At 53.3% G+C, this 15255-nt stretch carries 11 protein-coding genes; 9 read left to right on the forward strand and 2 right to left on the reverse strand.

The window, feature by feature from the left end:
- Positions 1 to 165: 165 nt before the first annotated feature.
- From BOA8489_RS07190 to BOA8489_RS07230, 9 genes are all read left to right on the forward strand, one after another.
- Positions 166 to 1284 (forward strand): substrate-binding domain-containing protein, encoded by a 1119-nt coding sequence (locus BOA8489_RS07190; RefSeq protein ID WP_245813705.1) that lies wholly within the window; start codon positions 166 to 168, stop codon positions 1282 to 1284.
- Between the two features lie 78 nt (positions 1285 to 1362).
- A complete protein-coding gene (locus BOA8489_RS07195; protein ID WP_093973324.1) occupies positions 1363 to 2139 on the forward strand; it encodes an SDR family NAD(P)-dependent oxidoreductase in 777 nt (258 codons plus the stop codon).
- Positions 2126 to 3229, forward strand: coding sequence for a glycerol dehydrogenase (locus BOA8489_RS07200; protein ID WP_245813706.1), 1104 nt, complete (start codon positions 2126 to 2128; stop codon positions 3227 to 3229). The genes BOA8489_RS07195 and BOA8489_RS07200 overlap by 14 nt, the downstream gene beginning before the upstream one ends.
- A 57-nt stretch (positions 3230 to 3286) precedes the next feature.
- Entirely contained in the window at positions 3287 to 4741 is a 1455-nt protein-coding gene (gene xylB / locus BOA8489_RS07205; RefSeq protein ID WP_093973326.1) for a xylulokinase, read from the forward strand.
- A gap of 85 nt (positions 4742 to 4826) precedes the next feature.
- Positions 4827 to 5771, forward strand: a complete 945-nt coding sequence (locus BOA8489_RS07210) for a sugar-binding transcriptional regulator (RefSeq protein ID WP_093973327.1) — start codon at positions 4827 to 4829, stop codon at positions 5769 to 5771.
- A gap of 335 nt (positions 5772 to 6106) precedes the next feature.
- Positions 6107 to 8122, forward strand: coding sequence for a transketolase (gene tkt, locus BOA8489_RS07215; RefSeq protein WP_176440225.1), 2016 nt, complete (start codon positions 6107 to 6109; stop codon positions 8120 to 8122).
- The gene (deoC, locus tag BOA8489_RS07220) at positions 8119 to 9111 is read left to right on the forward strand and encodes a deoxyribose-phosphate aldolase (RefSeq protein ID WP_093973328.1); all 993 of its coding nucleotides are present in this window, start codon (positions 8119 to 8121) and stop codon (positions 9109 to 9111) included. The genes tkt and deoC overlap by 4 nt, the downstream gene beginning before the upstream one ends.
- A 12-nt stretch (positions 9112 to 9123) precedes the next feature.
- Positions 9124 to 11484, forward strand: coding sequence for an aldehyde dehydrogenase family protein (locus BOA8489_RS07225; RefSeq protein ID WP_093973329.1), 2361 nt, complete (start codon positions 9124 to 9126; stop codon positions 11482 to 11484).
- A 625-nt stretch (positions 11485 to 12109) separates the two neighbouring features.
- Complete coding sequence (locus BOA8489_RS07230; RefSeq protein ID WP_093973361.1) at positions 12110 to 12658, forward strand: FCD domain-containing protein; 549 nt, start codon at positions 12110 to 12112, stop codon at positions 12656 to 12658.
- An 847-nt stretch (positions 12659 to 13505) separates the two neighbouring features.
- On the opposite strand, the gene BOA8489_RS07240 is transcribed toward BOA8489_RS07230, so the two are convergent.
- Complete coding sequence (locus BOA8489_RS07240; RefSeq protein ID WP_093973331.1) at positions 13506 to 15110, reverse strand: recombinase family protein; 1605 nt, start codon at positions 15108 to 15110, stop codon at positions 13506 to 13508.
- On the reverse strand, positions 15107 to 15255 hold a 149-nt coding region (locus BOA8489_RS07245; RefSeq protein ID WP_141138252.1), incomplete at its 5' end, for a DUF2924 domain-containing protein. The genes BOA8489_RS07245 and BOA8489_RS07240, both read right to left, overlap by 4 nt.

The following is a 15255-nucleotide window of genomic DNA, read 5'->3' on the forward strand; positions in this document are numbered from 1 at the left end:
CCCAATAAGCACGTATCAGGTATGAACGGCCGGCAAATGTCGGCCGTTTGGCGTTAAGGCCCTCATTCTTTATGTTATGCAAATATTTGCATTTATAATAACTATTTGCAAATTTAGATCAAATAAGGTACTAAAAAGACACTTAAACTGGCCATCTGATTCGAGATGGTGAGCCGAAACACGGGGAGGCTGACAACGATTAGCCGGCGAGTTTATCAATCTTGTTTGATGGATTTCAGACAAGTGACTTTTCCAGAGCTCTACATCTTTTGGAAACGCACCGGCAAGAATTGTCACACATCTTGGAGAGGAAATGAGATGAAATATCTAAATACAACGGTTGCCGTACTGTCCTGCAGCGTCGCCTTTGCAACCAGCGCAAGCGCTGCCGATTGCACCATCGCGCTAACCATGCCGACGCTGAATGCGCCATACTTTGCTGCGATGGACGCAGCGGTCATCGACGAGGCAACCAAACTGGGTTGCGAGGTTATCACATCTGACTCGCAGCGCGATATGCTGAAGCAGATTTCTGATATCGAAGACTATGTTGCGCAGGGCGTTGATGTTCTGATTGTGAACGCAACCGATGTTGAGGGCATCGTTCCGGCAGTAAACAATGCAGTTGCAGCCGGTGTTTCTGTTATCGCGCTGGACACCAGCCTGAGCATGGACGCCAACTATGTCACACTGATTAACTCGCCAAATGTTGGCAACGGCAAGCTTGTTGGCCATTGGCTGGCAAAAGAGCTTGGCGGTGAACCAGCGAACATTGCTATCCTGTCAGGTAACAAAGGTAACACTGGCGGCGAAGATCGTCGCATGGGTGTCATCTGGGGTTTGGTCGAAGGTCAACTTGTAAACTACGGCAACGCGACTGTGAATATTGTGGCTCAAGGCTGGGGTGGCTGGTCGCAGGAAGGCGGTCTTACAGCAATGGAAGACCTGCTGACAGCACACCCTGAAATCAACGTTGTTTACGGTGAGAATGACAGCATGGTGCTGGGTGCTCACATCGCAGCCAAGGCCGCTGGTCGTGACGACATTCTGTTGCTCGCGGCAGCTGACGGTCAGCGCGAAGCCTATGAATTGATCCTTGAAGGTGAGTATGGCGCAACAGGTCTGAATGACCCGGATGTGCTTGCTCGTTTGGCGGTCAGATTTGGTCTGGAGCATTCGCGCGGGGAACTGCCCGCCGACTTCCCCAAGCATTATGTGACTGAACCTGCTGTGATCAGCAGTGACAATATTGATGAGTACTACGACCCAGAATCTGTATTCTAGGTTGATTTCCAGGAGGCGGGGTTACTCCCGCTCCGCCTCCTTCTTTTCTCCTTGCCGCGGAAAATGTGAAAATGGACTATGAACTATTCGGATAAACTGAGCCTTGCAGGCAAGACAGCCTTTGTGACTGGTGCGGCCGGAGGAATTGGCGCATCAATCGTGGAGGCCCTTTGCCAATTTGGCGCGCGCGTCATTGTGTCGGATCTTGATGAAGTTCAAATCAATGCTCTCGTGCAGAGCATGGTCGACAAAGGTCATGCAGCCAGCGGTGTCGCACTGGACATTACAGACTCAAACGCCGTTCAAAAAGTCCATGACGACGCGATTGCAGAATTTGGACCAATCGAAATTCTGATAAATTGTGCTGGCATCGCACTAAGCAATGTTGGTGCCGAGGACATGGCCGATGATCGCTGGCTCAAGGTTCTTGACGTGAACCTCAACGGCACGTTTTGGTTTTGCCGCGCCTTTGGCAATTCGATGCTCAAAGCAGGTAGCGGTTCCATCGTTAATATTGGCTCGATGTCTGGCTTCATTGTCAACAAACCGCAGGGCCAAGCGCATTATAACGCATCGAAGGCCGCGGTGCATCATTTGACTCGTTCGCTAGCTGCTGAATGGGCGCCGCGTGGCGTTAGGGTGAATGCGGTCGCGCCGACATACATCGACACGGAGTTGAATTCACTGGTCAAGGACGACGCCGAAATGTACGGCGCTTGGCTTGACGGTACCCCCATGAATAGAATGGGAAACCCGGATGAAGTCGCATCGGTCGTAGCATTTCTTGCAAGTGATGCAGCGAGTTTGATGACAGGTTCTATCGTCAATGTGGATGGTGGATATGTCTGCTGGTAGCGCCCAGGCAGACCAACATCAACGGATGCGCGGCATAAGGTTTCCAGGAAAATACCTTCAAGGTCCTGATGCGATAAATCAATTGGGCTGTGTGTGCAAAGAATTTGGGGCCCGGGCTTTTTGCGTGTTGGATCATGGTATTGCAGATATGCTGCGCCCCATAATCTATTCAGCATTTGATGGTCACTGCGAATTTTCTCTTGTGAGCCATAATGGCGATTGCACTTGGGCCGAAATAGGCAATCTTGCACATCAGGCAAAAGAGTTTCGGTGTGACTGTATCGTCGGATTGGGTGGCGGGAAGGCATTGGACGCGGCTAAGGCAGTTGCGGACCAGCTAGTCTCTCCTTGCGTAGTTGTTCCAACAATCGCAGCATCAGACGCACCCTGCAGTGCGCTAGCAATCATTTATAATGAAGACGGATCGCTTGATCGGGCCCATCATCTCGCTCGAAACCCCGATGTTGTGATCGCAGACACCACCCTTATTGCAGCTGCACCGGCGCGCTTTCTTGCAGCCGGAATTGCTGACGGGTTAGCAACCAGTATTGAAGCAAACGCCTGCCGAACGTCTGGAGCCGATAATACCTTTGGTGTTCTGGGTATCTCACTTGCATATGAAATTGCGGACCTTTGCGAGAAGGTCTTATTTGAATTTGGTGAACAGGCGATTGCTGAATGCGAAGAATCCCTTCCAGGGATTGCGATTGAGCGCGTGACTGAGGCAAATATATTGCTCAGCGGACTTGGATTTGAATCTTGCGGAGTCGCAGCAGCACACGGCATCCAAGATGGCCTTTGCGAGTTATATGAAACTCATAGTAGTCTTCATGGTGAAAAAGTTGCGATCGGTATCTTGGCGGAGTTGAAGCTGCAAAATGCAAGCGATCAGCAGTTCCAAAGATACGAGGAATTCATGGGAAAATTGGGTCTACCCACCCGGCTCAGCCATATCGGGATTTTGGACGCAAAGAAGGAATTTCTAGAAAAAGTTGCTACCCGAGCATGTAAGAAGGGCGACATTATTCACAATGAACCCATGTCTGTCACGCCGGAAATGGTGGTAGGGGTTTTGAAACAATTGGCCTAGCTCAAACTCCTGAGCAACAAGCTGTTAAATGACGTGCCCCAGAAGTCTGAGGGAAAAATGTACATCGGCATCGATCTTGGAACGTCTGCGGTCAAAATCGTACTTGTGGACAGCGATCAGAAAGTCATCGCTGCTGCCGAACGATCCTTTTTAATCTCACGGCCAAACCCTGGATGGTCCGAACAAGATCCCAATATGTGGATTAACGGCGTCGTCGAGAGCCTTGATGAACTGGCTGCAAAATCGGGCGACCGGATGGCCGCTGTCAAGGGTGTCGGCCTCTCTGGACAGATGCATGGCGTGGTTTTGCTGGATGAAAATGAAGCGTCCGTCCGCCCTGCGATCCTGTGGAATGACAGTCGCGCGCGCCAAGAGGCCGACGACTTAAACCGTGCGCACCCTGAACTTATCGAAAGTGCTGGTGTCCAAGCAATGCCAGGGTTTACCGGACCCAAGCTTTTGTGGCTGTGCCGGCACGAACCGCGAACGATGCGTGAAGCCAAATATCTTCTTTTTCCCAAGGATTATGTCCGCCTGAAATTGACCGGAAAGAGGGCAACTGATGTCTCCGATGCTGCCGGCTCATGGCTTCTGGATCAGAAATCACGAAATTGGTCACGAACCGCTATCAGTGCATGCGGAGCGGAGGGTCTAGATCTCCCCTTGGCCTATGAGTCCTCCAAATCTACAGGAATAATTCTGACCGATTGGACGAAGCGCTGGGGTCTGCCGAAAGATGTGATAGTTGCTGCAGGCGCCGGTGATGTAGCCAGTGCCTGCCTTGGCGTTGACGCGGTAGATTCGCAATCCGGCCTTATATCTTTGGGCACGTCGGCCCAGGTGGTTCTGGCAACACCCGAATACAAACCAAAAACGGACAACGCCGTTCATACGTTCTGCCATGCGCTGCCTGGCACATGGTTTCATATGGCGGCATTGCTAAATGGGACAAGTGTGCTGGACGCGGTGTCGCGATGGACAAATCAGAGCGATATCGGAAAGATGCTCACCGCCGCTGAAATGAAATTTGACGGCCCCGGGCGACTACTTGCCCTGCCCTATCTTTCTGGTGAGCGTACACCACACAACGACAGCCAAATCCGCGGTGCAATCATCGGTCTTGGGCATTCCAGTACCGCGGCTGACATCACACTCGCCTTCGTTGAGAGCCTTGCGTTTTCGCTGGCGGACGGGCTGGCGGCGTTCGGGGATGACACGTCGCCTGAACACATGGCCTTGGTCGGCGGTGGTGCAAAGTCACCTTTTGTCGCTCGACTGATCGCGTCAATAATCAATATTCCCCTGATAAAGTATTCTGGCGCCGAAATGGCGCCAGCTTTGGGTGCGGCGCATCTTGCGCGTCTGGCGACAGGTGAAATGCTTGACGCGGATTCAGCACCGCTACCCGTTGAAGAAATCTTCGAGCCCGACACGGAATTGCATCTTGCATATGCATCCCGAGTTTCTGAGTTTCGATCATTGTACCGAGCGTTGAAGCAGCTGAATAATTAGTGCAAAAAATTATCAAAATCATCGCGTAACGTAATAAATTTCACTAATATTACGCAAGCGTATTTCTGATTCAACGAAAGCCATCATGTCCAGACCTCATCGCGGCGAGCAAATGATTCTGAATATCGCGCGGATGCGCTATGAAGATGGTCTTACACAAAGCGAAATCGCCGAGGAAGTAGGTGTTTCAGTTGCGACGGTTAGCCGACATCTGAAACAGGCCATGGACCTGGGTATTGTTGAGATTCGAGTTTCGGCGCGAGCCTTTCGCAATTTTGATCTTGAGCGCAAGCTTGTGAGAATGTTCAAATTGGAATCCGCAATCGTTGTGGCTAGCCAAAAGACTCCCGCCAGTACGCTTCGGGTGCTTGGCAAGGCGTCCAATGTGGCCTTGTCGGAATACTTGACTACCGGCGCTATTATCGGCGTTTCCAACGGGCTGACGGTGGCTGCCGTTGCGGAGAACATGCGCAGGCTGCGCGCATCGGAGCTGAACGTGCTGACTTTGATTGGCGGGGTTGGTATGGCCGAAGAACCAAGCCAGACAGGCCAAATTTGCCGGACGCTGGCGTCGCGAATTGGCGGAAAAGCATGGATTCTTCCCCTGCCAGCAGTCGTTGAATCCGGTGAAATCGCTTCGGCGTTCCGAAACACCCAAGCTTATGCCGAGGTCTTTTCGCAAGTTGACAAAATGAGTGTGGCGCTGATTGGAATTGGTGCGATGACAAAAGATTCCTCGACCCTTACCCACGGGCACTTTTCGCGGGAACTGCTGAGTGAAGTCATAGAAAACAAGGCGGTAGGAACAATCTGCGCGCGTTTTTTTGACAAAGACGGTAGAGTTATTCCGACTGACATTGATGCTCGGACAATTTCGGTATCTCTTGAGAAACTTTCCACGGTTCCCGTAAAATTCGGCGTCGCCATCGGCGAAGAAAAGGCGCAGGCCATCAAAGCGGCCATAAGGGGCGGGCTCATAAATGTGTTAGGGACTGACACCGACACGGCCGAAGCGCTTTTGGCTGACTAGCTTCGACATGCTGGCCGCGAATCGACATCACTTGGCCGATTTCTAACGCTCCCCCATAAATGTTAAGCTACTTAGCAAACTCTTCTGTGACCAACTTTCTGTCCTGATGCCAGATTTTGCAGACGCAGTGACTAAAGCAAAAAACGCCCAGCAGACCATGATATTAGTCACCGCTGTACCGTAGTGGGGGTGAGCTGACGCGCCTACTTATACTTCTAATAATGCAAATAATTGCAAAAAAACATTATTATTGCAAAAAAAATCACACATAGTATAATGTTTTTATAGATGAGGATCGCCGTTTCGGTGCCGCTCTAGCAAACAGGATAAGACCAGTGACACGCCATCAAGAGGTACATCAAACCGATGCCAGCGAGTTGGCGAATGCTTTGCGTTTTCTCGCAGCTGATTCCGTAGAGAAGGCAAAGTCCGGCCATCCTGGCATGCCATTGGGCATGGCTGACCTCGCGACCGTCCTGTTCACCAAGCATCTGAAATTCGATGTAAAGAACCCTGAATGGCCGGATCGTGATCGGTTTATCCTGTCGAATGGTCATGGGTCTATGCTGCAATATTCCTTGCTGCACCTCCTTGGTTACGAAGGCGCAACAATCAAAGAGCTTCAAAGGTTCCGTCAGCTTCACGCACGTACTGCTGGTCATCCAGAACTGGGTTACTTGCCAGGAATTGAAACGACCACTGGCCCTCTCGGGCAAGGTTTAGGGAATTCGGTTGGCTTTGCACTTGGCGAACGCATGATGAACGCGGATTTTGGCGATGATCTGGTTGACCATCGCACCTGGGTATTCTGTGGTGATGGCTGCCTGATGGAAGGTGTCGGACAAGAGGCAATCAGTCTTGCGGGCCACTTGAAACTATCAAAACTCACGCTCGTATTTGATGACAACAGAACCACAATTGACGGCGCAACCAGTGTTGCCACCTCAGAAAACCACGCCGCAAGATTTGCAGCGGCGAATTGGCGGGTTCTCCATGCGGATGGCCATGACCACGATGACATCAATGAAGCCATGACCGAGGCAAAGACATCGGACCAACCAACGGTGATCATTGCCCGCACCCGGATCGGATTCGGCGCACCGACCAAGGAGGGTAAGTCGATCGTCCATGGCTCTCCACTTGGTCCCGATGAACTGGCAGGGCTACGTAAGAACCTGAACTGGCCCCATGAGCCGTTTGTTATTCCGGAACCCATCAAGAACAAATGGCGCTCCGCTGGTGTTGCCGGGGCAACAGAGCGGCTTGCATGGCAAGATCGGTTGAAAGGCATCAGCCCAGCAACACGCGAAAAATTTGAACGACGCATATCCGGTAAGTTCCCGCCGACTCTGGAAGCAGAAGTTAAGGCCGCGATCAAATCGGCCGTGGCAACGCCTACAGCCGCGCCCATACGTAAGGGCAGCCTTGCAGCAACAGCGGTTCTGCAAAACTCTATGCCCGAGCTAGTTGGCGGCTCTGCTGATCTTACCGGCAGTGTCCTAACCAAACCGGATAATATGCAGCTTGTCGTGCCAGGTGAATACGCCGGAAGACACGTAGGCTATGGCATTCGCGAACATGTGATGGCTGCTACAATGAACGGGCTAGCGCTCCATGGTGGATTTTTTCCCTATGGTGGCACTTACTTGACCTTCAGCGACTATTGCCGCCCGTCAATCCGGATGGCCGCGATCATGAATATCCGCGTGGTTTTCTTGTTCAGTCACGATTCAATCGGAGTTGGCGAAGACGGGCCGACGCACCAGCCTATCGAACAACTCGCATCCCTACGAGCCATTCCAAATTTGCGTGTCTACCGCCCAGCTGACGGCGTTGAGGCGTTAGAATGCTGGCTGGATGCCGCGTTGCACTCGGGTCCGAGCGCTATGGTTGTGGCCCGCCAGGCCGTAGAGCCTGTGCGACGGGTCGAGAGGCCCGATATGCCATCGCGGCGAGGCGGCTATGTCTTGCAAGAGGCTAGAGAAAAACGTGATCTGACACTGATCGCAACTGGTTCCGAAGTTGATCTTGCAATCCGCACTGCGGCCCTGCTGGAAAAAAGCAATATAAACGCCGCAATCGTTTCACTGCCCTGCTGGGAAACATTCGATGTGCAGGATCAGTCGTATCGCGATGCTGTTCTGGGAACTGGGCCAAGATACGCCATCGAGGCGGCGCTGCCTATGGGATGGGGACGCTATGTTGGCTCTGAAGAAAACGTATTTGGCGTGCCCAGCTTCGGCATGTCCGGACCGGGCCCCCAAGTTTATGCCGAAATGGGCCTTATCCCAGAAACTATTGCTGAATCCATCCTCAACAGGCTTGGTGCAAAACAGTCGGTAACGGCATGAGTATTGGAATCACGAACATTAACGAAGTGCCAAACGAATTGGCCCCGCGCAACAACGGTATGCCGCTCGACATAGAATTTATTCGCAATTTGCGCGTGAACCGAAGTGCTGTTGAGCGCCGGTGTGTGACGCATGGTGGGCGCAGGACGGTTAAAAAAACCCATCAGGCCGCATGGCTGTTAAAATCAATTTCCTGCATTGATCTGACTACCCTGTCGGGTGACGACACCGCCGCGCGCGTGCGCCGGCTCTGCGCCAAAGCCCGCCAGCCGATTTCGTCGGATATGGTGGATCGCCTCGGCGTCAAAAGTCTGAACCTGCAGACTGGCGCTGTCTGCGTTTTTCATGAAATGGTTGAAACTGCGGTCTTAGCGCTGAAAGATACTGGCATCCCGGTTGCAGCAGTTTCGACCGGATTTCCTGCCGGCCTGACGCCGCACCGCCTAAAAGTGATGGAGATCGAGGATTCTGTCGCTGCAGGGGCAGAGGAGATCGACATCGTAATTTCACGCAGGCATGTGCTGAGCGCCGACTGGGGCGCGCTTTACAAGGAAATGCAGGATTTCCGTAAAGCTTGCGGTGACGCCCATGTCAAAGCGATCTTGGCAACCGGGGAACTTGGAACGCTGAGCAATGTCGCGCGCGCTTCTTGGGTGTGCATGATGGCGGGCGCAGATTTTATTAAGACATCAACCGGCAAAGAAAGTGTGAACGCCACGCTTCCCGTTACGCTGGTTATGTTGCGAGCGATCAGAGATTACTACGACCAGACCGGAATAAAGATCGGATACAAACCCGCAGGCGGGATTTCCAAAGCTAAGGACAGCGTCGCTTACCTGTCGCTCGTCAAGGAAGAGCTGGGCAATTCATGGCTGTGTCCAGATCTGTTCCGTTTTGGCGCGTCGTCGTTGCTTGGCGACATCGAACGGCAGCTCGAACATCACCTGACCGGGTCGTACTCGTCCGGAAATCGCCATGCGCTTGCGTGACCGGAGAAACAAATGACAGTCTTGGAAGCATTCAAATCGATGGATTATGGGCTTGCACCAGAAAGTGACGCTGAGGCACTTGCGTGGATTGCCGGGCGTAATGCCAAATTCGGTCATTTCATAAATGGCGAGTTTACCGAGCCCAGAAAGCTATTCCAGACATGTAATCCGGCCACTGCGAAGGTGTTGGCACAGGTTTCTGCCGGGGCAAAGAAAGACGTCGATGCTGCCGTCGAGGCAGCAAATGCTGCCCAGCCTAGTTGGGAAGCCATGGGCGGTTCGGCACGATCACGGTATCTTTACGCCTTGGCGCGGCTTGTGCAGAAAAATAGTCGGCTGTTATCGGTTCTGGAAACGCTCGACAACGGGAAATCAATCCGGGAAACGCGCGACATCGACATCCCCCTGGTAGCGCGGCATTTCTACTATCACGCAGGCTGGGCACGACTGTTGAAATCTGAATTTCCCGGATACGAGGCTGCTGGCGTTGCGGGACAGATCATCCCATGGAATTTTCCGCTGCTAATGCTTGCATGGAAAGTGGCGCCTGCGCTGGCCGCAGGCAATACTGTCGTGCTGAAGCCTGCTGAATACACACCGCTGACCTCGCTTTGCTTTGCAGAGATTTGTCAACAAGCTGGCCTGCCAAAGGGTGTGGTCAATATCGTAACTGGGGCTGGTGATACCGGCGCACTGGTTGCGGGCCACAAGAAGATTGACAAGGTAGCCTTCACTGGCTCCTCCACCGTGGGCCGGATCATACGCCAGCAAACAGCCGGGAAAGGCAAGAAGCTGACTCTCGAACTTGGGGGCAAATCGCCTTTTATCGTATTTGAAGACGCCGATATCGACGGCGCTGTCGAGGGCCTGGTGGATGCGATCTGGTTTAACCAGGGTCAGGTCTGCTGTGCCGGGTCGCGGCTTTTGATGCAGGAAAGTATTGCTGAGCAGATGCTCCAAAAAATCAAGGTGCGGATGGACAAACTGCGCGTCGGCAACCCGATGGATAAATCCATCGATATGGGCGCAATCGTCGATCCCGTTCAAAAGCAACGAATCGCAGAACTTGTTGATGTGGGTGTCAAAGAAGGTGCTGAAATTTATCAATGTGCCGCATCATTGCCAACAGATGGGTGTTATTATCCGCCCACATTGCTTTCGTCAGTTGAACCAGCAATGCGCGTCGCACAAGAAGAAATCTTTGGCCCAGTTCTGGTTGCCATGACGTTCCGCACACCAGCTGAAGCGGTCGAGCTGGCCAACAACACTCGCTATGGGCTGGCCGCCAGTGTCTGGACCGAAAACATCAATTTGTCGCTGGATATAGCGCCCCAGGTGAAAGCCGGGATTGTCTGGATAAATTCAACCAACCTATTTGATGCAGCGGCAGGCTTTGGCGGCTATCGCGAAAGTGGTTATGGCCGCGAGGGCGGCCGCGAAGGGATGTTTGAATACCTGAAACCGAGCTTTCTGAAGACTCTTACTGCGGCAAAGCCCTCAAAGACTAGTGCTTTCACAAAGGTGTCTGCGCCAAACTCCGTGGACCGGACCAGAAAGCTTTATGTCGGCGGCAAACAGGCGCGCCCCGATGGCGGCTATGACCGTGCCGTGCTTGATCCTTCTGGTAAGACTGTCGGACAGGTTGGCGAAGGCAACCGAAAAGATATCAGAAACGCCGTTGAGGCTGCTTCAAATGCAAAAAGCTGGGCAACCACGACCGGACATGCTCGGGCACAGATCCTCTATTACATTGCCGAAAACCTGTCAGCCCGCGCTTCTGAATTTGCTGCGACGCTAAAATCCATGACCGGCGATAGCCATACAAAAGAAGTGGACACAAGCATCGACCGGCTCTTCTGTTATGGTGCATGGGCTGATAAATTTGATGGTGCTGTGCATCAGGTGCCCATTCGGGGTGTCGCGCTGGCGATGAATGAACCAATTGGCGTGATTGGCATTGCCTGCCCGAATGAAGCCCCGCTCTTGTCGTTCATCTCGCTAGTGGCGCCAGCCATTGCGCTTGGCAATCGGGTCGTGGCTCTGCCTTCGCAAGATCACCCTCTGGCCGCGACCGACTTTTATCAGGTGTTGGAAACATCCGATCTCCCCGGCGGTGTTCTGAATATCGTCACCGGCGACCAGGACTTGCTAACCAAAACGCTTTCTGAACATGCTGGCGTTGATGCGCTGTGGCATTTTGGCAGCGCAAACAGCGCTGAGGCCGTGGAGCTGGCATCCATCATAAACCTGAAGCAAACTTGGGTTGCGGGCGGCAAGGCCAGAAACTGGTTCGATGAAGCCCAGAGCGAAGGCAGAGAATTCCTGCGCCACGCAAGCCAAGTCAAAAACATTTGGGTCCCATACGGAGAATAGGGCGTTGACGACAGCTTCAGGCACATTTTTTTGCGCACATCCGTCAAGCTCCTTCCGGTCCGCCGCGAACCTGCCGCAACTTCGTGACAATCTCTTCCGGCTTGTGTCGTTGGATTCCCATCTTCGATCCTCCGATTCCTAACTATAGGGGCGGACCAACTCAGTGGGAGAGGATCAACCCCTGGCCGCTGCGGAGTTCGTCTACGAGATACTGGGCGGATGCTGTCCTTGTGCCGCCCGGAGTGCGGATCGGTTGGCGAGAGGATCTATCTGGTGATTACTGACTGCGGTCGCCCATCGTCTTGAGGCCCTCGGCCAATGGAGATCTTGAATTGACCATCGATTAGGACCCCAGCTGCTGGCATTCTTTGAACGTCTTGAGCCGTGTCTGGTCGGTATTGAGGCCTGTGGAACAAGCCACCACTGGGCACGGGAACTGATCAAATTGGAAAGCGAACGTTCGCCGCGTCGTAGTCAGACGCTACAGGTTACATGAGGTGCGTCAACGACTGCTGGTGGATAGAAAGCCGACATGGTGTTACGTCGGTGGAAAGGACATCATCCTCGGCCATTTGTCTTGGCGGTGTTCGGCCACTGGCCTGCACTTTCGTCGAGATAGTCTCAGTTGTCCAAACGTTTCGGCATCTCTCGCGGTCCCCTGCGTGAAGCTACCCGCAGCCTGCAGTCTCGTGGGCTTGTTCAGGTTATCCCAAAGCGGGGCGTATTTGTCCGCTCTGTTTCGCCCGAGGAAGCTTTGGAAATTTATGATGTGCGTGCCGGCGTGTTTGGGCTTGCCGGTTGGCTGCTTGCAGACCGCGTGGACGATGCGATGCTGGCGGCGATGCGCGGCTACCTGGATCAAATGGACACCGCTGCTGAAAAAAGGGATTTCGACGAGTACTACCGTCAGAACCTTGAGTTCCACGACTTCCTTCTGGCAGGAACGGGCAACAATACATTGATCGAAGTCTACAAGACTCTGGCGAACAAACTGCATCTTTGCCGCACGCGCAGTCTGGTAAATGCAGGTGGATTGTCGGTATCGAACCACGAGCATCGGGAAATGGTCGATGCGGTCGCAACCGGGAATCGTGACCGGGCGCAGGCTGCATTCTTTCGACACGTCGAAAGGGCACGAGACAGGTTCAAATCAACAATCGGATCTTCGGATTAGCGCATCGTACTGACTGGTGCCAGTGCCGGGCCATGTTATGATTGGCAGACCGGAGCGGCTGTAATTCGCGCTTCCCAAAGCGGTTTGATTATTTCGCACAGATTTTTCTGGATATGTTCCGTGAATTTGTTCACCAGACATGGCGACGGATTGTGTCCTGTCGTTGGATGAAAACTGGCATATGCCAAAACGGCTATTGTGTCTTGGCCTTCTATTGGCGGCTGACGACCAATATTCTTGAACTTGCAAATAAAAGAAACGTCGAGCTGTTAGGATCAGGCCAGCATTCGGACGACAAGCTGTTGGCGTGATCTTCCCGAAAGCGCATTTGGATAAAGCCGACTTTCGGGAATTCGATATGCCAATTTTCGCGCTGATCAACTGCAACTGATGGGCCGGCGAAATTCATGTTGATGAAAGAATTGCCAGTTCAAAACCAGCACGGCTTCCCTGTTGGCTGTAATTTCTTTCCCTGATTTTGGAATTTCTTTCCCTGATACCGGAATTTAATTCCCTGTTAATTTGAGTAGGGAATTCGCGCGTAAACATCTGATTTATATGCGCTAATAGAGCTGAGTGAGGTCAATTACGCCCAAAAACGTCAATTTTCCCTGTTCTTTCCCTGTTTAACAGGGAATTTTAGCCGCAGACTGGTTCGCTCGGGACTGTGTGCACAGCCAGGCAGTTCCACAAAACCGCCGATACAGTACGCTGCGTCAGATAGTGCCCAAGTTTCCGTGGGTTGTGGAGTGGGTGAGCTGCGCCAGACTCCGGCTCAGGACAAATTTGGCGCGTAATCCACCAAGTGTCTGGACTGGCGATTTCCGCGATACGCGAAGCGGTGTGTTCAGAGGGTTGTGATGCGCTGGCGTTGCGCTTTCCACTCGGCCGGAAGCTCATGGCGCAGGCACCAGTCGGACGTCAGTCCCAGAGGCTGCGTGCCATTCACAATTTCACGAACAATGTCAGGTGCCAGGAATGCCAGATCGACGAGTTGCTGAACTCGTCTTTTCGAAGTGCCAGCTTCCAAAGCGATAGCCTCGTAGCTCAAGCCGTCTTTCAACTGCCGGTACCATTGATTGGCGAGCGCAACATTCTCGACGAGCACCTGATCAACATTCGCCGGCCCTTCGCCAACAATGATCTTCATCTCTACGCCTCTTCGACGTTCAGTGAACGGCAGCTCAAGCGTGAGGTCATCTGGGTCACACTCCAGCTCAGCGCCTACAGGCTTTTGCGCGCGTTTGGCATTTAGATTGATCGTCAGTTTTCCTGGAGCGATCCGAACTCGCTCCACGACTTCGAGGGCTTCTCGCGCATCAGGTATTTGTGTTTCGGTCCCCGGGAATTTTTGGATGTTGGCCGCCGCGGATAGCTGTCCAATCCGTTTTTGAACTGCGTTGGCAATAGCACCCTCCAAAACAAGCGCCGGGATGCGCCAGGTCCGTTGCTTCTCGTCTGCCTGTGTCACGCCGGTCACCAGCTTTTGGGAGATGTAGTAGCGATACCGCGTCTTGCCCTTTTGCGCATGGCTGGGAGTTAGCCGCTCGCCAGCTTCGTCAATGATCTTGCCTGCCAGCAGTGAGGGATCACGGTGCTGCTTGGAGAGACGAGGCTTCGCAGCCTTGCCACTTAGTTGGTCCTGCAGGGCATCCCATCGTTCAGGATCAATGATGGCGGAGTGCTGCCCCTCAAAGACCTGGCCCTTGTGTCGAATGCGACCTGCATAGATAGGATTGGTCAGGATATGATGCAGCTGGCCCCGCGACATGATCTTACCGCCACGGAGGCCCCCATCTGGCGCACGCCTCTGCTTTGACCGAAGCTGTAGTCGACCTGCGGCTTCCTGAACAAGACGCATTGCGCCCCACTCTTCATAGAGCCCATAGAGCGTAAGGATTGTCTCGGCCTCGGCGTGGTTGATACTCAACGTGCGGCCATCGGGTTCGTACCCAAGAGGCACATTGCCACCCATCCAGAGACCTTTGCGTTTAGAGGCCGCGATCTTGTCCCGGATGCGCTCTGCCGTCACTTCGCGTTCGAACTGGGCAAAGGAGAGCAATACATTGAGTGTCAGGCGCCCCATGCTGGTTGCGGTGTTGAATGACTGGGTGACCGAGACAAAGGAGGCCTCTGCCTGATCCAACCGATCAACCAGCTTTGCGAAGTCAGACAGGGATCGTGTCAGCCGGTCGATCTTGTAGACAACGATCTGATCAACTTGCTTTGCATCCACGGCTTCCATCAATCGTTGCAGGGCAGGGCGTTCGAGATGCCCGCCGGATATACCTCCATCGTCGTAATGATTGGGTAACAACTCCCACCCTTCGTGGCGCTGACTGGCGACATAAGCTTCACAAGCCTCACGCTGCGCATCGAGCGAGTTGAAGTCCTGTTCCAAGCCATCCTCGGAACTCTTGCGGGTGTAAATGGCGCAACGGATGCGTTTCATGCGGCGCGCTTCTTCAAACCAAAGAAGCGGGGGCCGCTCCACTCGGCCCCTGTGATCCGTTTGGCGACCGCACTGAGAGATGAGAACGTCTGGCCGTCCATCTCAAAGCCGTCTGATGTGACGTTCACCCGATAGACGCGACCAT

The sequence above is a fragment of the Boseongicola aestuarii genome, assembly GCF_900184815.1.
GTDB classification, from domain to species: Bacteria; Pseudomonadota; Alphaproteobacteria; order Rhodobacterales; family Rhodobacteraceae; genus Boseongicola; species Boseongicola aestuarii.